The organism is Candidatus Methylobacter oryzae, from assembly GCF_003994235.2.
Classification (GTDB): domain Bacteria; phylum Pseudomonadota; class Gammaproteobacteria; order Methylococcales; family Methylomonadaceae; genus Methylobacter_A; species Methylobacter_A oryzae.
Window position 1 is genome coordinate 183,605 of record NZ_RYFG02000009.1, and the last position, 22,818, is coordinate 206,422.

Annotated in this window: 18 protein-coding genes and 1 pseudogene; 16 read left to right on the forward strand and 3 right to left on the reverse strand. The window is 48.8% G+C overall.

The genetic code is table 11. From position 1 onward, the window contains the following. The first annotated feature begins 216 nt into the window (after positions 1-216). The 6 genes and pseudogenes from EKO24_RS23365 to EKO24_RS23370 all read left to right on the forward strand — a co-directional run. The gene (locus tag EKO24_RS23365) at positions 217-1,110 is read left to right on the forward strand and encodes a collagen-like protein (protein WP_161990548.1); all 894 of its coding nucleotides are present in this window, start codon (positions 217-219) and stop codon (positions 1,108-1,110) included. A 102-nt stretch (positions 1,111-1,212) separates the two neighbouring features. Next, the gene (locus EKO24_RS01815; RefSeq protein WP_127027289.1) at positions 1,213-3,168 is read left to right on the forward strand and encodes a hypothetical protein; all 1,956 of its coding nucleotides are present in this window, start codon (positions 1,213-1,215) and stop codon (positions 3,166-3,168) included. Between the two features lie 104 nt (positions 3,169-3,272). Next, on the forward strand, positions 3,273-3,923 hold the full coding sequence (locus EKO24_RS01820; protein ID WP_127027288.1) for a hypothetical protein: 651 nt from the start codon (positions 3,273-3,275) through the stop codon (positions 3,921-3,923). Positions 3,924-3,960: 37 nt separating this feature from the next. Next, positions 3,961-7,017, forward strand: coding sequence for a glycosyltransferase (locus tag EKO24_RS01825; protein ID WP_161990549.1), 3,057 nt, complete (start codon positions 3,961-3,963; stop codon positions 7,015-7,017). A gap of 272 nt (positions 7,018-7,289) precedes the next feature. Next, complete coding sequence (locus tag EKO24_RS01830) at positions 7,290-7,634, forward strand: Spy/CpxP family protein refolding chaperone (protein ID WP_127027286.1); 345 nt, start codon at positions 7,290-7,292, stop codon at positions 7,632-7,634. Positions 7,635-7,799: 165 nt separating this feature from the next. Beyond that, positions 7,800-7,978: pseudogene (locus EKO24_RS23370) on the forward strand (IS982 family transposase); the annotation flags it as partial. Between the two features lie 244 nt (positions 7,979-8,222). On the opposite strand, the gene EKO24_RS01835 reads toward EKO24_RS23370, so the two are convergent. Then, positions 8,223-9,248, reverse strand: a complete 1,026-nt coding sequence (locus EKO24_RS01835; RefSeq protein WP_127027285.1) for a zinc-dependent alcohol dehydrogenase family protein — start codon at positions 9,246-9,248, stop codon at positions 8,223-8,225. Positions 9,249-9,508: 260 nt separating this feature from the next. Between EKO24_RS01835 and EKO24_RS01840 the strand changes: the two genes are divergently transcribed. From EKO24_RS01840 to EKO24_RS01860, 5 genes are all read left to right on the forward strand, one after another. After that, the gene (locus EKO24_RS01840; RefSeq protein WP_127027284.1) at positions 9,509-10,201 is read left to right on the forward strand and encodes a protein-L-isoaspartate(D-aspartate) O-methyltransferase; all 693 of its coding nucleotides are present in this window, start codon (positions 9,509-9,511) and stop codon (positions 10,199-10,201) included. After that, the gene (ahcY, locus tag EKO24_RS01845; RefSeq protein WP_127027283.1) at positions 10,191-11,456 is read left to right on the forward strand and encodes an adenosylhomocysteinase; all 1,266 of its coding nucleotides are present in this window, start codon (positions 10,191-10,193) and stop codon (positions 11,454-11,456) included. Before EKO24_RS01840 ends, ahcY begins: the two co-directional genes overlap by 11 nt. Positions 11,457-11,493: 37 nt before the next feature. Continuing rightward, entirely contained in the window at positions 11,494-12,510 is a 1,017-nt protein-coding gene (gene ahr, locus EKO24_RS01850) for an NADPH-dependent aldehyde reductase Ahr (protein WP_127027282.1), read from the forward strand. 108 nt (positions 12,511-12,618) lie between these two features. Next, positions 12,619-13,248: a DUF6781 family protein gene (locus EKO24_RS01855; protein WP_127027281.1), complete on the forward strand. Its 630-nt coding sequence runs from the start codon at positions 12,619-12,621 to the stop codon at positions 13,246-13,248. A 14-nt stretch (positions 13,249-13,262) separates the two neighbouring features. Then, positions 13,263-14,939 carry an ABC1 kinase family protein gene (locus EKO24_RS01860; RefSeq protein WP_127027280.1) on the forward strand — a complete coding sequence of 559 codons (1,677 nt, stop codon included), beginning with the start codon at positions 13,263-13,265 and terminating at the stop codon, positions 14,937-14,939. 120 nt (positions 14,940-15,059) lie between these two features. Here the strand turns inward: EKO24_RS01860 and EKO24_RS01865 are convergent, their stop codons facing one another. Further along, the gene (locus EKO24_RS01865) at positions 15,060-15,389 is read right to left on the reverse strand and encodes a DUF2845 domain-containing protein (RefSeq protein WP_127027279.1); all 330 of its coding nucleotides are present in this window, start codon (positions 15,387-15,389) and stop codon (positions 15,060-15,062) included. A gap of 190 nt (positions 15,390-15,579) precedes the next feature. Further along, positions 15,580-16,989, reverse strand: a complete 1,410-nt coding sequence (gene glnA / locus EKO24_RS01870; RefSeq protein WP_127027278.1) for a glutamate--ammonia ligase — start codon at positions 16,987-16,989, stop codon at positions 15,580-15,582. A 414-nt stretch (positions 16,990-17,403) separates the two neighbouring features. Here glnA and EKO24_RS01875 point away from each other — a divergent pair, with 414 nt between their 5' ends. The 5 genes from EKO24_RS01875 (at position 17,404) to EKO24_RS01895 (ending at position 22,617) form a co-directional block, all read left to right on the forward strand. Then, the gene (locus EKO24_RS01875) at positions 17,404-18,777 is read left to right on the forward strand and encodes a porin (protein ID WP_127027277.1); all 1,374 of its coding nucleotides are present in this window, start codon (positions 17,404-17,406) and stop codon (positions 18,775-18,777) included. 174 nt (positions 18,778-18,951) lie between these two features. Beyond that, positions 18,952-19,290, forward strand: a complete 339-nt coding sequence (gene glnK / locus EKO24_RS01880; RefSeq protein WP_127027276.1) for a P-II family nitrogen regulator — start codon at positions 18,952-18,954, stop codon at positions 19,288-19,290. A 15-nt stretch (positions 19,291-19,305) separates the two neighbouring features. Further along, complete coding sequence (locus EKO24_RS01885) at positions 19,306-20,703, forward strand: ammonium transporter (protein WP_127027275.1); 1,398 nt, start codon at positions 19,306-19,308, stop codon at positions 20,701-20,703. Between the two features lie 265 nt (positions 20,704-20,968). Beyond that, positions 20,969-21,307 carry a P-II family nitrogen regulator gene (locus tag EKO24_RS01890; protein ID WP_127027274.1) on the forward strand — a complete coding sequence of 113 codons (339 nt, stop codon included), beginning with the start codon at positions 20,969-20,971 and terminating at the stop codon, positions 21,305-21,307. Between the two features lie 14 nt (positions 21,308-21,321). Continuing rightward, complete coding sequence (locus EKO24_RS01895; RefSeq protein ID WP_127027273.1) at positions 21,322-22,617, forward strand: ammonium transporter; 1,296 nt, start codon at positions 21,322-21,324, stop codon at positions 22,615-22,617. Positions 22,618-22,818 lie beyond the last annotated feature (201 nt).

The following is a 22,818-nucleotide window of genomic DNA, read 5'->3' on the forward strand; positions in this document are numbered from 1 at the left end:
TGGTGTAATGAAATGTCAGAAAAATGGATATGCCGACAATTGCGATGGCAATAGAATTAATCCAAGAAAAATTAATTTAACAACTTTTTATTCGTGGCTCTTATTAGGATAACTTTGTCTTTGTCCGACAGATAGGCTGGCTATGACTTTTAATATAAAAAAATTATTAACCTAGTTTAGGTTATATTTAAAACTAGCTATCTAAGGATATTAAATATGTCTCACTTAAAAGACAATCTAATAAAAAAGAACGAAGAATCTAAACCGTTTGTTAAATTAAACAAGAAAAAAATTAGAGTCCAAAAAACAGGTCTGTCCGCTTTGTTGCTGGCTGGCGTCGTTAGTTATAGCACTATGCTTTCTGACGCCAATGCTGCTTCGCCGGTTCCTAAGATTTCTTGGCAAGGGCGCTTGATACAAAACGGTGTTGCTGTGGAAGGTAGCCGCATGATGACGTTCACTTTGTATGATGAACAAAATACGGTTCTTTGGCAAGAAGTGCAGCAAGTCAGTATTTCCAACGGTGTTTATTCAGTATTACTGGGAGCAGTTAACCAACTTAATTTACCATTTGATAAACCCTACTATTTAGGGGTTTCTATCGATGGTAGTGCTATATTGAGCCCTCTTCAACCATTGGTCTCTAGCCCTTATGCGATGACGGCGGGTTCGCTCGCGGACGGTGGCCTGACTACAACGAAAAAAATTGCAATTGAGTGCGAAAATAACCAGATTTTAAAAAAATCGGCTAATGGTTGGGTTTGCGCCGATTTTCCAGCAGCGATGCTTACCGGTGCTGCTGATCCAATAAACAGCATAGGCCAAGATGGCGATTTCTATTACCAAAGCACCAGTCAAATGCTCTTTGGCCCAAAATCAAATGGTGTCTGGCCAGCGGGCGTTAGTTTGCAAGGTCCTAAAGGTGCTACCGGCGCGGCAGGTGAAAAAGGCGCAACAGGTCCTGCTGGCGCTGTAGGGCCGGCAGGTGCTGTAGGACCTACAGGTGCTGCAGGATCCACAGGCGCTGCAGGGCCTACAGGTCCTAAGGGAGCGACAGGAGCAACAGGAGCTACAGGTGTTACAGGACCCACAGGCCCTGCAGGGCCTTGATTACTTGCGTTAAAGTTCGGCAGCTAAAAAACGCTGTCATGATTTGATTTCGGTTTTGATTAAAGTGATCTAGTGCGGAATTGCCAGAATGAAGGGGCCAACATGAAAAACAACCTGTTCTCAACAGGCTATCAAAGGGAGCGAATGACGGCTTATGCCTTGCAAACCCCAACACAGGTAAGCATCTTAAAGCCTCTTTGTTCAGTACTGTTTTCTGTTAGTTTCCTGATGGTTAATTCCAGCCAAGCTTTTGCGTTTTCCATAAAGAATCAAGTCGTTGCAGCCGGTGGTAGCAGCGCTACGTTGGGCTCGAGTACTTTGACTGCCACAATTGGCCAAGCGGCAGTTGGTACAATGTTGGGCGGGGGATATGAACTCACTGCGGGTTTCTGGCCTGAAGCATCGTTAGTAGCAAGTAGTGTCGATAACCAAACTCCCACCCCTACGTCGAGTAGTGTCGATAACCCAACTTCCACCTCGACGTCGGGAACCGTTCTTGAACCGGTGGTTACTTATGAAAATGGCACGGGAAATACCAGCACAACCGTCATCGTAGATGGCCGGCCCGTTACCGTGGTTGAAACCGGCTCCACGATCGTTACCGCTACGGCTCCGAATCAGAACCTCCTTGCTACCGCCAACGCCGGAAGCAACACTCCTTCCCTTGTGGTCACAGCAAACCAAGCCGGTGCTCAAGCCACCGCAAGCGTGAAGAACGGCCAGACGACCATCACACTTCAAGGCAACAGCACGATTACTATCCAACCCGGTGCCGATACCCAAAACGTGGAACTCGTTCTGCCGTTGGCTACTGATAATACCTCGGCCCAAATCATACTCAAGGTTGGCGACTATACCTTGCTTGTTGCAGCTCACCCATCAGAGGCAACGCAAGTCCGTTTCAGCCTCGATACGGTCGTCGTCAACGGCGTCAGCATTCCTCTGCCCAGTCCGAAGGAAGGAATGCTCAGTATCAAGAGCAACAACGCCTGCGCTCCGATGGTGGCCGTGAATCATACGCCGGTGTCCTCTGGTGCAGATAACACGCAGCTTAATACCGTCCGTCAGGATAACTTAATAAGCATGGGCTTGCTCCAAGGCGAAGGGCTGCTGGGCGTGTGCAACAATAGCAATGTTCGAAGCACCAAAAGTACTGCTGTCGTCAAAGTGCTCGCTGGTGAAACTGCGGAATTTACCTTACAGGGCGAATTGCAGCGGATTCGCTTGGGTTCTGTCGAGCGTAGAGCCGGCGTTGCCGGCGATACGCTCGTACTGCCTAACGTGGATGGCATGGCAGTGGATCAGTCGGGGCCAATTTTAAAAGGTATCAGCACCCGAACAGGGCAGGATGTGGAAGCCACGCTGTTCAACGGATTGAAGCAACACGGCCTTAAGTTAAGCGGCAGCGCAACGCAATTTGGCAGCCTGTATCTGAAGATGGCAGAGCAGAACTTTAACGTCGAACCCGTTGGGGTGATTGAAGTACGCCCAAACCAGACCAGCCGGGAGCTGCTCGCGCCGCCGGGCAATGGGGATTTTGAGTTAAACGAAGGGCCTCTGAGCTTCCGTGTGGCGCCTACGCTTCGAGATCCGGCTTCCTTTGCCCAATTCATCCGTTCCATGCAAGGTAGCGTCAAACAACAGGCTGACGGCACTTACCTGGTGATGCTGACAGGTAAAATATTTGCCGGACAGGCCGGGTATGAACTGCGTTTAAATCAACCCCCGGCAGGTTTTGGCACAGGGTCTGATGGCTACGTTACTTGGACTGATGACAGCGGACAGCAGCAGACGCTATATCCGGTGGCGGCCGATTTTGCGATATTGGAGGCTGAAGTAAAGAAGCTGGACAGCAAGGCCCTGCTGCGTGGAAATGCTAACGGGAGTTTATCGATGACGCTCAACGGAGAGCATTTCAACTTGTTTCCGGATTATGAGTTGGTGGAAGTTGCAGAAAGCCAAAAAATCAAGGCTTGGTGGTTTGGTGACGATGGCCGCTTGTTTGTGTATTATCCCGACCTGAACAAGGCTCAAGGCTTTAAGATAGTGTTGCCGTGAATCCATTTTTAAAATATGGCTTGTTAACGGGCGTTACAAATTTCAGCTGTTTACAGATAGAAACTCTGTCGCAATGTGCTTAGGTTGATGATCAGAAAAGAAGTATGACGATTGTCTCGTTCAAGCACCGTTTTATTTTCATTAAAACCCGGAAAACGGCCGGTACTTCCGTCGAAGTGCATCTAGCCAACCAATGTGCGGACGAAGACATTGTGACGCCGCTCTATCCACCGGTTGTAGGGCACACACCTCGCAACTATCAGGGCAAAGCAAATATTTCATCTTTCTTCAATCATATGCCGGCTAGCCGTATCCGTGAGCTTAGTCCTGAGACTTTCTCAAACTCATTCCGGTTCTGCTTCGAGCGGCATCCGGTGGATAAGTGCCTCTCGCATTTCGCGATGCTGCGTAACTCCCCGTTGCATCGCAAAGCAGAACATCCGGCCACATGGGAAGCTTATCTGGAGCGAGGATTCTTTCCTGTCGATACCGCCTTGTATGTTGATCAGCAAGGTACTCTGCTGGTCGATAAGATTTACCGGTATGAAGAACTTGCTTCTTCGTTGGTGGATATATCGGCAAGGACGGGTATGCCCTACGCGCCACTGTCTGCGCAAGAAAAATCAGGGTTTCGATATGGAGTGCCGCCATTCTCAGAGGTTATGGCCAGTATTGAGCAGAGACGGCTGATCTTTGACGCCTTCTCATCGACGTTGCGTTTTATTGATTACTCGTCACAGGTAGCTTGCCCGTGACAATCTCGCTGACCGGAATATGGAAAAGAACTCCTGCGTGAAAACTATCGGTCTGTGCATGATTGTGAAGAACGAGGCTGCGCTGATTATGCGATGCCTGGATAGTGTACGCAGTCTTGTTGATTATGTACTTGTCTCCGATACCGGCTCAACCGACGGTACGCAGGACATGATTCGCGGCTGGTTGACGGATACAGGAATACCGGGGACAGTGTTTGACGACCCATGGGTCGATTTTGCCCATAACCGTAACGTCATACTGAGTAGGCTACAACGTATCCCTAACATCGATTATTCCATGATGATGGATGCCGATGATTTTATAGAATATGAAGAAGATTTTAATCCGGAGCAATTCAAAACCGGTCTGACTGCAGACCACTATTTTGTATCCATCAGATTAAACGATGTCTATTATGCACGAATTTTACTGTGCAGCACCCGGCAGCCTTACCGTTATCGTGGTGTTCTGCATGAATATATCGAAGTACCCAGTGAGCGATTAACACCCGGCTCCGTCAAATCGATTAAGATTGTGGCCGGTACGGAAGGCGCCAGGAGTAGCGACCCGGAAAAATATTATAGGGACGCCGAGGTGCTGGAAACAGCGTTATCGCAGGAAACCGATCCGTTCCTTCGAGCCCGGTATCAATTCTACTTGGCCCAGAGTTGCCGTGACTGCGGCGAGTCCGAAAAAGCCTTAAAACATTACTTGGCTCGGTCGGAGCTTGGTTTCTGGCAGGAAGAAATTTATATCAGCCTGTATCAAGCGGCGCGGCTAAAGGATCAGCTTGCTCATCCCGAACAGGAAGTGATCGACACTTATCTTCGGGCTGCTGACGTACTGCCGGCGCGGGCGGAAGCCTTGCACGGCGCGAGCCGTTTTTGCCGGTTGCATGAACGCTATGAGCAAGGCTACCGGATTGCCGGACGCGGTTTAGCGCTTTCGATTCCCGAAGACGGCCTGTTTATCGAACGCTGGATCTATAGTCAAGGCTTACTGGATGAGTATGCGATCAATGCTTATTGGTCGGGACATTTTCAGGACTGTCTGGATGCGTGCCTGAAAATTCTGACGGCAGGCAATCTTTCGGAGGCAGACGCACAACGGATCGCCACGAATGCCAAATTCGCGAGCGATAGGCTGTCAGCGCAATCCCAGGCTTCGGCAACGCCCAGCAAACTGATGCAGCCTATAGCGCAGTGGCGGCGGGGAAAGTCTGTCCCTCGTGTGCTGATTGCGATTCTTGCAAAACAAAAAGAGGCGGTGCTGCCTTTTTATCTGAGCTGTATTGATGCGCTCGATTACCCGAAGTCCTCAATCGTTCTCTATGTTCGTACGAATAACAATACCGACAGGACCGAGCAAATTCTCAGCAGTTGGCTGAAACGGGTCGGCCATGCGTACGCCCATGTGGAATACGAAACCGCTGATGCGCCCGAACCGGTAGAACAGTTTGACGTCCATGAATGGAATGCGATGCGCTTTCGGGTACTCGCAGCCATCCGGCAAGACAGCTTACAAGCGACACTGCGTCACGATTGCGATTTTTACTTCGTGGCCGATGTCGATAATTTTCTAAAACCGCATACCTTGCGGTCGCTGCTGGCAACGAACCTTCCTATCGTGGCGCCGCTGTTGCGTTATCAGGACATGCTGCGGCTGTACTCCAACTACCATCAGCAGGTTGATGCCCATGGTTACTTCTTAAACAGCGAAGCCTATAACTGGCTCCTGTTTCAGCAAGTCAAGGGTTTGATCGAAGTCCCGGTGGTGCATTGCACCTATTTGATCCGTCGCGATGTGATTCCTCAATTGCACTATGCCGACGGCAGCGACCGTCACGAATATGTGATTTTTTCCGACAGCGCCCGCCAGTCTGGAGTACCGCAATACCTTGATAATCGCGACATTTACGGTTACTTAACCTTGGATGAACAGATAGCCCCTTCGATTCAGCTATTAGGCGAGTCTGTCGCGATCGCTTCCAGAAAAGCGGATTGCGCTACGACGCGAGTCAAACGAGATAACGATACTGTTGCTGCCCCCTCCGTTTTTCTTCATGCCAGTTGGCGGACATCGAGTACCTGGATCTGGGCGAAGTTTCGCCAGTTGCCTGAGACACAGGCTTTCTACGAGCCATTCTCAATGTTCCTGCATCATATGACTCGTCAGCAAGCGGCCTCGTTCGCTTACACCAGTTGGGGTTCCGGTCATTCCGCGACAGACCCGTATTACCTGGAATATCTGCCTCTGATCCGGCAGTCAGGCGGTATGAAACGGTTTCACCCCTCCATACCCTATAAATGGTTTTTTCCGCCACAGGGCTTGCGTGGCGATTTGAGAACAGAGGAGAAACGATATGTCGCTTTGTTACTGAAAGAAGCGCAACGTAGGGGGCGTCAGCCGGTCCTGGGCTTCTGCCGGTCTCTTGGCCGTGTTTGGCCGTTGAAATCAACATTTGGCGGCTGCCACATCATGCTTTATCGGAACTTATGGCTACATTGGGCATCTTATGTATCGCTAAGAAATCGCAAAGAAGAATTTTTTTACGAGACCGTGGCATTACTGACCAACCGGAGTAATGAACCGTTCATGAATTATCTATGCAACCGTTATTTGCCGCGTAGCGAACGATTCCGCAATGAGGGAAATCTCGATCACTGGATCGGCACACAAGACAGCTATGACGCCCTGCTTTCCCTGCCGGAGCATGAAGCTTTTGGGCTGTTTATGGGCTTGCATCTCTATCTTTATCTCCACGCTTGGCAGACTGTAGATTTAGTACTGGATATGACCAGACTGGCTCGTGAGCAAAGCTATCGGGCACATGCCGAGCATGAGCTATGGCAACGCACCGGCCTTGCGTTGAATTTCGCCGATGCACGAGAGGGACAAGCGGCAGCGGATGTTAATGCCAACGGAATCGACTGGGCCGAGATAGCCGAACTGGGCAACGCCGCTGCCGACATGTTATCGTCTATTGGCGATAGAGATAGGCTGGTACAGAGGGCCAAAACGATGGTTGACGCCGCGAGGGAGGAAGCAGGGTTGTGTCGCCACAAATCACAGATCAACGAGATTAGATTCTGAGGTATTCCCACATTTTATTTGTTGCTCTTGGTGGCGATTGGAAAATGGTAAATGTAGTCCTACAAAACGGAAAAATTATTACCCATTAATAACGATTATTTAAAGCGAAATGCCATTAGCATTTTGCCTGTTTCTGACGCGCAAAGATGTGAATCGGAAATTGGAGTATTTCTTCCCTAATTTTTTCAAACTGTTTGCATTTTTTATTGCTAAAGTCTTCGCAATAACAGAAATTTCTATTCTTTTTTCCCTCAATATTTAAGGAATGACTCATGAATAAAAAAATCATAATCATAGCGCTGGCGGTACTACTTCCATTTACCGCAATGGCTGCTGGAAACGAAACCGGCAATCATGAAGGGCGGCGCGGCGAAAAAATAAAACAATTGACCAAGGAACTTGGTTTATCTGCTGAGCAACAATCCCGGCTGGAAACTATTTTCCAGCAACACCACGAAAAATTAAAAGCACTGCGCGAGGAAAAACATAAACTGATGGAAGGCGTTCTTACCAGCGAACAAATAGCGAAATACAACGAGTTGAAAAAGGAACGGCATCTGAAAAAACAACGGAAACATCACCAAGGCGGAGACAAAAATACACAGGTCCCTATGTAAATTTTAAAGCGAGCAAGCTCATTTTCATTCACTTAAGTGACACTCCGCAGACAATTGCATGCAATTACATTGTAAACGCGATGCCCGACTTTAAATGAATTGAAGACAAGGCCTCGACTCCCGTAGAGTTGTTTTACCAAAAGCAATTTTATGAGGAGAAGGGCCGTGTCAGTAGAAGACTTTATCCTTTATGTTTATTGCTGTGTAGAAGATATTCGCCGAACCATTGTCAACCAGCCGGGAAGTTACGCCCAAGCTGAGCGACGCCGAAGTCATCACGATGGATGATCGTGGGGGAATTCATGGGCAAAGACCGTGATAAGGGGATATGGCGCTATTTTCGTATTGAGAAAATGTAGATATTTTGTTCCGAAGAAAAATGAATAGGACAATAAGAGCCTCGTCATATCAAAGATTGATTTTAATGGGCCCATTCAATATCGCCTTTGATTGCTGATGGAAAAATTAGGACTCGGAAATGATCTTTCCACTGCACAGATATTTGCCTCCTGATGTCGAATCTTTTCTGTACGAGTTCGAGCAAATACGGCGGCCTTTCAGGGCGGTATTATTGAGTTAAAACCTCGATCAAACGATTTTCAACACCTTGGCTCCGCGAATTTGGCCGGCTTTCAGTTCAAGCAATGCGTCATTGGCTTGTTCCAACGCAAATAGCTGGACTTCGGGCTGGAGATTCATTTTTGCGGCCAGGTCTAAAAACTCCTTCACATCGTTGCGGGCGACATTGGCGACGCTCTTTAGCTCTTTTTCCTGCCAAATATGCACGGGATAATCCAGGTTCAGCAGACTGCGCTTGTCGCCTTCCTTGCGAATCGCATTAATGACCAGCCTGCCGCCGGCTTCCAAGTTTGCCAGGGCCTCGACAACGGGCTGCCAGGCCGGCGTGGTGTCGATGATAGTATCCAGTTTATGAGGCGCCCGTTCGATCGTATCGCCAGTCCATTTTGCGCCGAGTTCTTCGGCGAACGCTCTTTCTTTGGCGCTACGGGCAAAAACATAAATTTCGGAGTTCGGATATTGGTGTTGCACCATCTTTAACACCAGGTGCGCCGATGCGCCAAAGCCGGTCAGCCCCAACCGTTGATCGTCTTTGAGGCCCGACAAATGCAGCGAACGGTAGCCGATGGCGCCGGCGCAAAGCAGTGGGGCTGCGTGCAGGTCCGAGAAAGTTTCCGGGATTGCATAGGCGAAATCTTCGGCGACGGTCATATACTGGGCATAGCCGCCGTTCGCGTCGCGGCCTGTCGCCGCGAAATGCGGACACAGATTTTCATGCCCTGCCAGGCAAAATTTACAGGTGCCGCAACTGGAGAAAATCCACGCAACGCCGGCCCTGTCGCCCAATTTAAAAGCGCCGGCCTTGTTGCCGACCGCTTCGACGCGGCCGACGACTTGGTGGCCGGGAATGATCGGTAAATAGGGCGGCGGCGTGCGTCCTTCTATTTCATCCAATTCGGTATGGCAGACAGCGCAGGCGGAAACTTTCAACAGGATTTCCCGTTCGCCGGGAATCGGAATCGGCAGGTCCATTAGTTTCAGCGGCATTGGATGTTCTTTCAGGTTGCAGAGCGTTTTTAATACCATGGCTTTCATGATTGTGACTCCATCTATTCAAGAGACTGCCCAACTCTGCCTTTATCATCTTTCTAAATCGTGTTCAGGCTAATAGCTTGTTCGATTGTGCTATTGCATTTCAGGCAAAGCTATAAGTAATGTAACTAATTGTAACTTCTTGGGCGTCATGTTCGAATTATTGTTCGTGTTGCTGGAAATAATTATCCATGCCGTGAATTGTTATAGCCCATTCCTACCCATACCGCCGGAACGATAAAAGCATTTCGGGAGTACAATTGATGAGCAATTTGCAACGCATGCTGGACGATATTGAAATGGAAGTTAACCTGACCCGGCACTTGATTGGCAAGCATGCCCTGGACGGCAGGGTCATGGAGGCTATGAAACAGGTGCCGAGGCATAAGTTTTTGCCCGAAGGTTTTCGTTCTCTTGCCTACGATAACAGCCCCGCACCGATCGGGTGGGGACAAACTATTTCCCAGCCTTATATTGTCGCGCTGATGACCGATTTATTGAATCCCAAGCCTACCGATACCATCCTTGAAATCGGCACCGGTTCCGGCTATCAGGCGGCTATTCTTTCCAAGCTGGTTAAACAGGTTTATTCGCTTGAAGTGATCGGCGAGTTGGCCGACAAAGCGCGCCTCAGGCTTAAGAAAATGGGCTATGACAACGTAACGGTTAAGACTGGAGACGGTCATTCCGGTTGGCTTGAGCATGCGCCTTACAACGGCATTATTGTTACTGCGGCAACATCTTACGTTCCCGAAGCCTTGCTTGAACAGTTGGCCATTGGCGCCCGGCTGGTCATACCGGTAGGCCTGGCTTATAGCTACCAGGAATTGACGCTTATAGAAAAGAAAGCCAATGGCGGCATTGAGTCCCGCAATATTCTTGACGTCAATTTCGTGCCGCTTGTCGGCAGGCACGGCAACGGAACCAAAGCCTCGGGTGATGTTCATGATAGATAAATCTTTCGACATAAAAGACTTATCGTTGGCCGGTCAGGGGCGCGAGCGTGTCGAGTGGGCCTTGACCGAGATGCCGGTGCTGAGCGCTATTCATGACCGCTTTGTTAAAGAGCGGCCGTTGGCGGGAGCGCGGATCAGCGGCTGTCTGCATATCACGACTGAGACCGCCAATCTGGCGCGCACGCTGAAAGCGGGCGGGGCGGAGGTCGTGTTGTGCGCCAGCAATCCCCTTAGCACCCAGGACGATGTCACCGCCGTGCTGGTACAGCATTATCATATTCCTACCTTTGCGATTTGCGGCGAAGACGGCAGCGCTTACTACCGCCATATCGGTCAAGCGTTGGATCATAAACCACAGCTCACGCTGGATGATGGCGCGGATCTGGTCAGCGAACTGCACAAAAATCGTAGCGCACTGTTGGCGGAGGTTATAGGCGGGACCGAGGAAACCACGACCGGCGTCATGCGCCTGCGCGCGATGGCCGAAGACCGCGCATTGAGATTCCCGGTGATTGCGGTCAACGACGCGATGACCAAGCACCTGTTCGATAACCGCTACGGTACCGGCCAAAGCACGCTGGATGGAATTATCCGCTCAACCAATATATTGTTGGCCGGAAAGACGTTTACCGTTGCAGGCTACGGCTGGTGCGGCCGCGGCATTGCGATGCGGGCTCGTGGACATGGCGCGCAAGTCATTATCACCGAAGTCGATCCGCAGAGAGCATTGGAAGCGGCCATGGATGGTTATCGCGTGATGCCGATGCTTGAGGCTGCAATAATCTCGGATTTTATTGTTACCGCGACCGGCGACAAGCATGTGTTGGATAAAACGCATTTTGAAGTGGTCAAAGACCACTGCGTGATCGCCAATGCCGGTCATTTTAACGTTGAAATCAACATTCCGGCGCTGGAGAAATTATCGGTAAAAAAACATCGTCCGCGCAAAGGCGTTGAAGCTTACCGGCTTAAGAACGGGCGCACCGTTCGGCTGTTGTCCGAAGGCCGGTTGGTTAATTTGGCCGCGGCGGAAGGCCATCCGGCAACTGTGATGGATATGAGTTTTGCCAACCAGGCCTTGAGCATTGCTTATTTATGGCAGCATGGCGCCGACCTTAAAAACGCTGTTTACCCGGTACCCAGCGATATTGACCGGCAAGTCGCCAAGATGAAACTGGCGGCTATGCGCTTGAGTATCGATAAATTAAGCAGGGAGCAGCAGAATTACCTGTCATCGTGGAAAGAAGGTACATGAGTATTAAGTGTTTTGGCAGCCAAAAAGGGGAATCGCAATGACTGAAATTCGTGGGTGGGCTTCGCGCGGCGCGAAGCAGAAGCTTGAGCCTTTTACCTATAATGCCGGGCCGCTCGGGCCGGAAGAGGTTGAAATCGCGGTCCAATATTGCGGCCTTTGCCATTCCGACCTGTCTATCCTCAATAACGAATGGGGATTGTCTCAGTATCCGGTTATTTTGGGACATGAGGCGGTCGGGCGCATCGTTGCCGTTGGCAATTATGTTAAAGGCTTGCGGGTCGGGCAAAAAGTCGGGCTTGGATGGACCGCCGGCAGTTGCATGCACTGCCGCGAATGCATGACCGGTAATAATAATCTCTGTGCGGAAGCCGTGCCGACGATAGTCGGCCATCAAGGCGGTTTTGCGGACAGGGTTAGAGCGCATTGGGCTTGGGCAATCCCTCTGCCTGAGGCGCTCGATATTAGCAGCGCAGGCCCGCTTTTGTGCGGCGGCGTTACCGTATTCTCGCCACTGTTGACGTTCGGCGTCAAACCCGCCGACCGCGTCGGCATCGTCGGTATCGGCGGCCTGGGTCATATGGGGCTCAAATTTGCCAAGGCTTGGGGTTGTGAAGTGACGGCTTTCACCTCTAACCCGTCCAAGGCCGACGAAGCCAGAGGATTCGGCGCTGATCATGTCGTATCGAGCCATGACGGCGCGGCCATGCAGCAAATCGCAAATTCGCTGGATATATTGATCGTCACGGTCAATAGGCCATTGGATTGGGCTGCGATGTTGAAGACGTTAAAACCCAATGGGCGTCTGCATGTCGTAGGTGCAGTGCTTGAGCCGATGCAGATTTCTGTTTTTGACCTGATGTTCGGGCAAAAGAGCGTATCGGCATCGCCGACCGGGAGTCCTTCGGCAATTGCAACGATGCTTGAGTTTGCAGCGCGGCATCATATTGCACCTCAAGTCGAACATTTCCCGATGAGCAAAGTAAACGATGCGCTTGAGCATTTGGCTGCGGGTAAAGCGCGTTATCGCATCGTGTTGGACACGGATTTTGTTTAATCCAAGCGACTGGATTAAAGTTATTACAGATCAGGCAATTCATTTTGCGCTGATTCTATTGGGCATAGGTTGAGTAGTTACAATTTTTTACTGATCCGGAGAGCGGCCATGGCTGAAGTAGACCAACAACAAGACGTTACAGATGCAGTCCGGGAAGCGGTTGAATCGGGAGACGATGTTCATCGGCGGGTTAAGGAGATAACCCTAAAAGCGCTGACAAAAGGCGAACTGGATATGAAAAACATCAAAAATGTGGCTGAAGCGGTCGCCAGAGGGATTGATGAGGGCATATCGGGCCAGGATGAGCATGCCAAAGGCAATTTTACCCGTGCGGTCACGGCATTGGACGATGCGTTGGCGATTGCGACGGAAGCATCGACGTTGGCTATTCAAGAGGCGGCTGTCAAAGTGAGCGAGCAACATGACTTTATGGATGCGATTAAAGACATACAGGGCATGGAACGATTGTTTATCGATACATTGGAGAAAGTCGCCAAAGGCAGCACTCAGGTCACTGCCGACATTGTTAACGATTTTATCGATCATGCTCATAAAAGCGGAACGGCTGTCGGCAAACAAACGGTAAGCGCCTTGAAAGCGCTTGGCAACCTGTCGGCTATAAGCCCCGGCGCGATCATTTCCGGTACGGTGACTTCTGCTTCAACGTTAGCAAACATAGCCAGCGGTATTTTGTCAGGTATCGCCGAAAGCCTGCAACCATCCGATTCTAAAAAATAAAATTTAGCAAATACATGTTATGGGAAATGCTAAGCGCAACCAGGGATATGGGCAGGGTTCAAGAAATTGCAACCGTTCTGATACGTTATGGTTTCGGCAGCTTTGTTCGCGGTCTGGGCGTCGGCAAGGCCTTGGAGAGGGCGGGCAGGGTGCTGCATTGGCAGAATGCGGAAAACTATTCCAGCCTTGATACGCCGCAACGGCTGCGCCGCGTACTGGAAGAGCTGGGGCCTACATTCATCAAGTTGGGGCAAATCCTTGCAACACGCGTTGATTTATTCTCTCCCGCTTATATTGCCGAATTTGAAAAACTCCAGGATCAGGTTCCTCCGATGCCTTTTGAGGAACTGCTACCCCAGCTTGAAGAAGATCTTGGCGGCAGCATCGGTGAATTTTTTGCAGAGGTTGATGTACAACCGCTTGCGGCAGCCTCAATTGCCCAGGTCCATAAAGCCGTGCTGAAAGACGGATCGCCGGTTGTTTTAAAAATCCGCAGGCCCGGCCTGTCTAAAATTATCGATGCCGATTTACGGCTTTTAACCCGCATTGTCGAGATTGCGCAATCCGAATCGACGGAGATTCGCCGGTTTCATCCGAAAGAAGTCCTGCGCCAGTTTAACCAATCGTTGAACCGGGAACTTGATCTCGCCGCCGAATGCAGGAATGCGGAACGGGTAGCCGCCAATTTGGTCGATGATCCTAACATCAAGATTCCCAAGGTCTATTGGCAATGGACCAGCGAAAGGCTCAATGTCCAGGAATATATTGACGGTATCCAGGGCAGAGATATTAATACGCTGGATAAAGCCGGACTTGATAGAAAGCTGCTGGCCGATCGAGGTACCAATGCAGTCATGAAGATGATTATGGAAGACGGCTTTTTTCATGCCGACCCGCATGCCGGCAATGTATTTTATTTGTCGGATAATAAATTGGCCTTTATCGATTTCGGCATGATCGGCCGGCTGACCGAAGACCGCCGGGACCAGGTTATCAGCTTGCTGTACGGCATGACCAATCATCTACCGCTTCAAGTTGCCGAGATACTTGAAGACTGGTCGGACAATATTTATACCGACGAGCAGGTGTTGATTATCGATATTGAAGCTTTCGTCGACCAATACAGCTCGTTGTCGTTAAAAGACTTAAGTCTGACTAACATGATGAGCGATTTAATGGCGATATTAAGGGATCATAAATTGATCTTGCCTGCCGATCTGGCTTTGTTAATCAAAGCTTATATCACGATGGACGGCCTGGGCAGGCACCTTAATCCTGAATTCAATACCTTGGTTTTTACCGCTCCGTATGTTCGAAGAATCATGATGGAACGCTACAGGCCGGAAGCTATTGTTAAACGGGGCAGGCGTAACCTGATCAACGTTATCGATCTGTTATCGAGCCTGCCCAGGGACTTGCGTAAACTGCTGCGCGCATCGAGAAAAGGCGCTTTTCAGATTGATATTAACGTCAAGCGTCTTGGCCAGTATGTTAATCATATCGATATTGCGATTAGCCGGTTAACGATGGGTATCGTTACAGCCGCGTTGATTATCGGTTCATCGATTATTATGACCGTGGAAGGCGGGCCGAAATTATTCGGCCTGCCTGCGTTCGGGTTTCTGGGATATTCTTTTGCTACCGCATGCGGAATCTGGTTAATGGCTTCCATTTGGAAAAGTGGGCGATGACCCGTTCAATATCCTTGCAATTGTCCGGTTTTGACAAGCGCTTATAATCAGTCGCCTATCTGTTTAAAGTAAAACGGAGCCAAGTCTAAGACAGAGGCTGTTCAGTTCAGGCACGTTTTTTTAATGGCCTCGACCTAAGCTTTTAACTTCTTTTAATACTCCATTTTCGAATCGAAGATATTGTTGTAAGCGTAAAGAACCGAGGTTGTATACCCATTCTTCTACCTGAACCTCTTCATATTCTTGTATATCGATGGTTCTGTACGGGAAACGCGTTGTCTTGCCTATTATTTCAGTATGCGTTTCAATTGAGTCCGGTTGGCCGCAACGATCCAGTACATCTTGTTTGCGATCGCCCATACCGACTAAGTCATGTCCGCATCTCATCGCGAATGCAGTATTGAAGCAGCATAAGCTTAAAACTAAGATCCACGCGGCGCTATTTTTCATTGCATATACCTTAAAGTAAATGATTTTAAGTGGTTAACTGCCGAAATGGCATTTAGTGATAGAACGGTTATGAATAAACCGGAAAACTATTTTATATGAAACGGTGAGGCTGGATATAAAAAACCCCGCGAAGCCGGATAACTTGCGGGGTCTTGGGTAACTCTGAGCCTGCTTGAAACAGGCTTAACCGTTACAAGCTGTAGTACATGTCGTACTCGGCTGGGTGAGTGCTCATACGAATACGAGTTACTTCTTCCATTTTCAATGCAATAAAACCGTCAATCGCATCGTCAGTGAAAACACCGCCGCGTGTCAGGAACTCGCGGTCAGCGTCCAGAGCTTCCAGAGCTTGGTCGAATGAGTGGCAGACTTGTGGAATGTTTTTCGCTTCTTCAGCCGGTAAATCATACAAGTCTTTATCCATAGCATCGCCAGGATGGATTTTGTTTTGAATACCATCCAAACCAGCCATCATCATTGCTGAGAAAGCTAAGTATGGGTTAGCGGTTGAGTCAGGGAAACGAACTTCGATACGACGGCCTTTTGGATTGTTAACAAAAGGAATACGGATGGAAGCTGAACGGTTACGTGCTGAGTAAGCCAGCATAACAGGCGCTTCAAAACCAGGAACCAGACGTTTGTAGCTGTTGGTTGATGAGTTGGTGAAAGCGTTCAATGCTTTAGCGTGCTTAATGATGCCGCCGATGTAGAACAGAGCAGTTTCGGATAAACCGCCGTACAAATCGCCAGTGAACAGGTTAACGCCGTCTTTAGACAGAGATTGGTGTACGTGCATGCCGCTACCGTTGTCGCCAACCAGTGGTTTAGGCATGAAAGTCGCTGTTTTGCCGTATGCGTGTGCGATGTTGGCAACAACGTATTTCAGTTCCAGAACTTCGTCTGCTTTTTTAACCAGGGTATTGAATTTCACGCCGATTTCGCACTGACCAGCAGTTGCTACTTCGTGGTGGTGAACTTCAGTAGTCATGCCCATTTCTTCCAGTGTCAAGCACATTGCTGAACGCATGTCTTGGAAAGAATCAACTGGAGGTACTGGGAAATAGCCGCCTTTAACGCTTGGACGGTGACCGGTGTTACCGTCTGGGTAAACTTTTTCTGAGTTCCAGCCGGCTTCTTCTGAGTCGACTTTATAGAAAGAGCCGCTCATATCGGTGCCCCAACGAACGTCGTCAAAAATGAAGAATTCGTTTTCAGGACCGAAGAATGCTGTGTCCGCAATACCGGTTGATTTTAGATAAGCTTCTGCGCGTTTGGCGATAGAGCGTGGGTCGCGTTCGTAACCTTGCATGTTCTTTGGTTCGATGATGTCGCAACGCAAGATCAGTGTGTTGTCATCAAAGAACGGATCCATAACCGCAGTGGATGGATCAGGCATCAAAATCATGTCTGATTCATTGATATGTTTCCAGCCTGCAACTGAAGAACCGTCAAACATGTTGCCTTCTTCAAAGGTATCTTCATCGATAGTATGAGCAGGGAATGTTACATGCTGCTCTTTGCCGCGTGTGTCACAAAAACGAAAATCGACGAATTTTACGTCGTTTTCTTTGATCATTTTAAGTACTTTTGCTGCAGACATTTATTTCGTCTCCTCGGAGGTTGTATAGAATATTTTTTTATGCCAAACAGTATAACGATACCATTTTTTTTGATGAATTAGCCACTAAAAAAACAAGACGGAATAAATGACGACTCAAGGGAAAAGGATAAATCGGACAATGCCCAATTATGGTGCCTTAATAATCGATATTGCCCAATGTCTGTGCGGATTATTTTTACTCGCTGATAAAAAACCTAAGGATATAAAGGGAATTGGCAGGGCTTGTTTTTGTTGAGAGCGTTTTATAATGCTGAAAAATAAAGAAATAAACCTGCTGTGTTTGAGTCTTATGGCCTAAATGTTTACCGTGAAAATATAGTTGGCACTTTATTTGCTTTTGACTGTTTAGAGGGCATTTTGCTTTAAGTTTAATCAATTCTTAAGGATTTAATTATGAAGAACCATCTAAACAATAATCGTTTTAAGCTAAAGCCACTGGTTTTAGGAATGGCGTTGATTTCTGTTTTTGGTGCTGTGCAGGCAAAGAGCTTGACTGAGGCTACGACCTTACTTGAAACGGTAGGAGATCCTAACGAAAGCCAATTCATGAAAAATCTTGGATTAAAAGTTGGCGGTTGGGCTAATGCCGGTATTACTTATAACGCAGCAAGCCCGGATAATAACTTTAATGGTCCGGTAACTTTCGGTGATCGTTCCGGCGAATTTCAGTTAAATCAATTAAATCTATTCGTACAACGTGCAGTCGCAACGGAAGGCGATGCGTGGGATTTCGGCGGACGTTTTGACGTAATGTTCGGTACGGATGCTATTTTTACTCAAGCCTATGGTGTTCCTGCATTTGACGTAAATACCGGTCTACCGTTGAACCGGAATCATTGGGATCTCAATATGCTCGGCAGCAACGATAATCGTTTCTACGATATTGCATTGCCTCAAGCATATGCCGAAGCTTATGTCCCTATCGGCAATGGTTTGAATATCAAGGCCGGTCACTTTTATACGCCGATCGGTTACGAGACGGTTCCTGCTCCTGATAATTTTTTCTATACCCATGCTTATACCATGCAATATGGCGAACCGTTTACTCATACAGGGGTGATGGGAAATTATACGGTGGATCAAAATTGGTCGGTTATGGGCGGTGTGACCACAGGCAGCGCCACTGGCGGTTGGGACGGTGGTTGGGATAAACAGTTGGGCAATTGGGCCGGTTTGGCAGGTGCTACCTGGACAAGCAATGATAAGAATACTTCAGCCAATGTCAGCGGTACATACGGCGGTACATCCGAGCACAGCAGCCAGTCTTGGGGACTTTATAGCTTGGTGCTGAAACACAATATCACCGATAAAACCCATCTGGTTTTGCAGCATGATCATGGTTATGCCAATGGTGTGTTGACATCCGTTCCAAATGTCGATGCCGAATGGTATGGCGTCAATTCGCATTTGACTTACGATATTAAAGACAACCTGACAGCGGGTGTTAGGGCGGAATGGTTTCGCGATCAAAACGGTTTCAGGGTTTGTTCGCCGGGCCGTGTAGGTGCCGCAACCAATGGCGCGGGTAGTAGTTTTGCTGCCGCCGGTAACTTTACTTCGACTTGTAATGCCGGCAATGGCGCCAGTTATTACGGAATTACTGTGGGTGTGAACTGGAAACCACTGAAATGGCTGAATATTCGCCCGAATGTGCGCTATGACTGGGTGGATGGAACGAATGCCGCAACCGGCGGTCAATATCGTCCATTCGGTAATAACAAGCAGGATCAATTTTTGTTCTCTACTGATTTTGGCATCAACTTTTAATCTAGCTTAATGAAAGGAGCAAAAATAGATGTCTTCCACGGTAGTCGAATTTGCTCCAGGCAATACCTGCATTCACCCTTTCCGTGCCGTGGTTTATGCAGGTGTAATCACCAAGTCGGCAACCTACTGAATTTTTTGATCGTACTGGATATTGAATTTATATAAGAGGCTCAAATGAAACTGATAACTGCTGTTGTTAAACCCTTTAAGCTCGACGATGTTCGCGAGGCGCTTTCGGATATAGGGGTTTCCGGGGTCACCGTTACTGAAGTCAAAGGTTTCGGTCGTCAAAAAGGCCATACCGAGCTGTACCGCGGCGCTGAATATGTGGTTGATTTCTTACCCAAGGCCAAAATTGAAGTGGCTGTGGCTGACAATATGCTGGAGCAGGCTGTCGATGCTATCACTAAAGCGGCCAATACCAGCAAAATCGGCGACGGAAAAATATTTGTAACCAATTTAGAGCAGGTTGTCCGGATTCGTACCGGGGAAACAGGCGAAGAAGCGCTTTAATATCAAGGGGGAATTATGAAACAACTTTTAACTACCTTTGCCCTGTTTGCTCTATTGGGCTATGCAGGATTCTCTTTTGCCGAAACTACGGTTCCGGTTCCTCCGGCCGCCAACAAAGGCGATACTGCGTGGATGATCGTCGCCACTGTGCTGGTTATCCTAATGGTTATTCCCGGCTTGGCATTGTTCTATGGCGGCATGGTGCGCGCGAAGAACATGTTGTCCATGTTGATGCAGGTATTCGTGATCTTTTCGATGATGGCGGTATTGTGGGCGATTTACGGCTACAGCGTCGCATTTACCGAAGGTAATGCGTTCTTTGGCGGACTGAGCAAGATGTTCCTTAAAGGTATAACCCCGGATTCGCTGGCGACTACTTTTAGTAAAGCCGTTTACGTGCCCGAGTATATCTATGTCTCATTCCAGCTGACGTTCGCGGCTATTACGCCGGCTTTGATTGTCGGTGCTTTTGCCGAGCGGGTTAAATTTTCTGCGGTATTGTTGTTCATGTTCTTGTGGTTCACTTTCTCTTATCTGCCGATGGCGCATATGGTTTGGTATTGGGCCGGTCCCGATGCTTATACCGATGCCGCAGCCGCAGAAGCAGCCGGAGCTACAGCAGGCTTCTTATTCCAAAAAGGTGCATTGGATTTTGCCGGCGGTACAGTCGTGCATATCAACGCCGGTGTTGCGGGTCTGGTGGGCTGCTTGTTGATAGGCAAGCGTATCGGTTATAGAAAAGAATCGCTTGCACCGCACAGTGTGACGATGACGATGATCGGCGCTTCTTTATTATGGGTAGGCTGGTTTGGTTTTAATGTTGGTTCAAACCTGGAAGCTAACGGTCTTGCGGCTTTGGTTTTCGTAAACACTTTATTGGCTAGTTCTGCCGCTACGCTTTCATGGATCGGGGCTGAATGGTTGCTGCGTGGTAAACCCAGCATGTTAGGCGGTGCCTCCGGTGCTGTTGCAGGTTTGGTCGCGATTACGCCCGCATGCGGCTGGGCCGGCCCTATGGGATCTATTTTTCTGGGATTGGCTGTCGGTGCGATTTGTTTCTGGTCGGTCACAATGTTGAAAGGCGCTCTGGGCTATGACGATTCGCTGGATGCATTCGGCGTTCACGGTGTTGGTGGAATTGTCGGCGCTCTTGGAACCGGCATTGTTGCCAGTCCATCGCTTGGCGGCACCGGCGTTTGGGATTATGTTGCCAATGGCGTTGCCGAATACAGCATGCTCGGCCAAATCGGCAGTCAGGCATGGGGCGTAGGAACCTGTATTATTTGGTCGGCGGTAGTCTCTTTTATCTCTTATAAAATTGTGGACATGGTAATCGGGCTTCGTGTCACTGAAGAAGTCGAGCGCGAAGGGCTTGATGTTTCCGAGCATGGCGAAACCGCGTATCACATTTAATATAAGGTAACGTTCCTAAAAAACAAATCCTTCAGACAAACGGGCGCACTGTTCAGTGCGCCCGTTTTTGCGTTTGAAGAAAAATGAAAAAATCTGGAAACAAATACCTCGACCCGTGTTTTTATCAGGCTTGTTATACCAAGGGCATAAGTAGGGTTTGAGCAGATCAGCTGCTCAACTCAGCTTTAATTGTATGTTGATAGATAATTCACTATGATTGCGGCGGATATTTTTAATACTTTTTGCAACTTGACTGAGAGATAACATGAAATTAATAACAGCGATCATTAAACCGTTCAAAATGGATGATGTACGAGAAGCATTATCTGAAATTGGCGTTGCAGGCGTTACAGCAACCGAAGTTAAAGGCTTTGGCCGCCAAAAAGGTCACACCGAGCTGTACAGGGGGGCTGAGTATGTAGTCGACTTTTTGCCTAAAGTAAAACTAGAAATAGCTGTTGCCGATAGTGTGCTGGATAAGGCTATTGAAACGATTGTTAATGCGGCTAATACCGGCAAGATCGGCGACGGAAAAATATTTGTATCAAACTTAGAACAAGTCATCCGTATCAGGACGGGTGAAACCGGAGAAGATGCCATTTAGGCACAAGGAAAAAAATGTCATTAAAAATAATAAATAGAAAGCTGGTTTTAGGCTTCCTGCTGTTCCCTGGTCTGGCTTTTGCGGATCAGTTAAATCAAGCCGATACGGCTTGGATCTTAACGTCGACGGCCTTGGTTTTGTTCATGACCATACCGGGGCTGTCGTTGTTTTATGCCGGATTGGTTAGAAGCAAGAACGTTTTGTCGGTATTAATGCAGTGTTTCGCGATTACCTGCTTGGTTTCCATTCTTTGGCTGGCTGGGGTTTACAGCTTTATTTTCGCCGACGGCGGTGAGCTGCAAAAAATCATCGGCGGTGCTTCCAAGGTATTTTTACCCGATATAAATACCGCATCGTTAAAAGGAACTATTCCTGAAACCTTGTTTTTTATGTTTCAGATGACTTTTGCGATTATTAGCCCGGCGCTGATCGTCGGCGGTTTTGCCGAGCGGATGAAATTTTCGGCGATGCTGTGGTTCAGCGGCTTATGGTTGATTGTGGTCTATCTGCCGATCTGCCATTGGATGTGGGGTGGTGGCTGGTTAGCCGATTTGGGCGCGATGGATTTTGCCGGCGGTATTGTCATTCACGTGAATGCCGGTGTCGCAGCGTTGGTATCGGCCTTGGTATTGGGTAAAAGAAAAGGCTTTCCGAATACGGCCATGCCGCCGCATAACATGACCATGGTCGTCACCGGCGCGGGAATGTTGTGGGTCGGCTGGTTCGGTTTCAACGCCGGCAGCGCGTTGACTTCGGACGGACGCGCCGGCATGGCGATGCTGGTGACCCATATCGGTGCGGCTTCAGGCGCGTTGACCTGGATGTTCATCGAATGGAAACGTTTCAGCAAACCCAGTGTTTTAGGTATTGTGACCGGTATGGTTGCCGGTTTAGGCACGATCACTCCGGCTTCCGGTTTCGTCGGTCCTTTCGGTGCGCTGGTGATCGGCGTTACCGCCGGTACCGTGTGTTTTTATGCGACTCAATATGCTAAACGCACGTTGCAAATCGACGATTCTCTGGACGTGTTTTCAGTTCACGGTGTGGGCGGCGTGACCGGTTCATTGATGACCGGCATATTCGCGGCCAGCAGTTTGGGCGGCCTCGGTTTGGCGGAGGGCGTTTCAATCGTGGATCAAGTCGGCGTTCAGGCGTTGGCGATTATAGTAACTGCGGCCTGGAGCGGATTATTCAGTTACCTGATCTTGAAAGGATTGGATAAATGGATAGGCTTACGGGTGACGCTAGATGAAGAAGTTCAAGGCCTGGATACAGTCCTTCATGAAGAAACCGGTTATCTTGACCTGTAAATTCGGTCGATAGTTTTATTTAGCTAAAAAGGCGGCGCTCAGGAGTCTGAGAGTCGCCTTTTTTTTGATCGGCTATCTTGTCTTTAGGATAAGAGGATCAGTATATAATGTTTTAGAACTTACGCATTGACAGCCGGTATAGAATATGAGGCATGAACTAACCCTAGGCAACGGAAGGCCCGCCCGTGATAAGAAAAATAA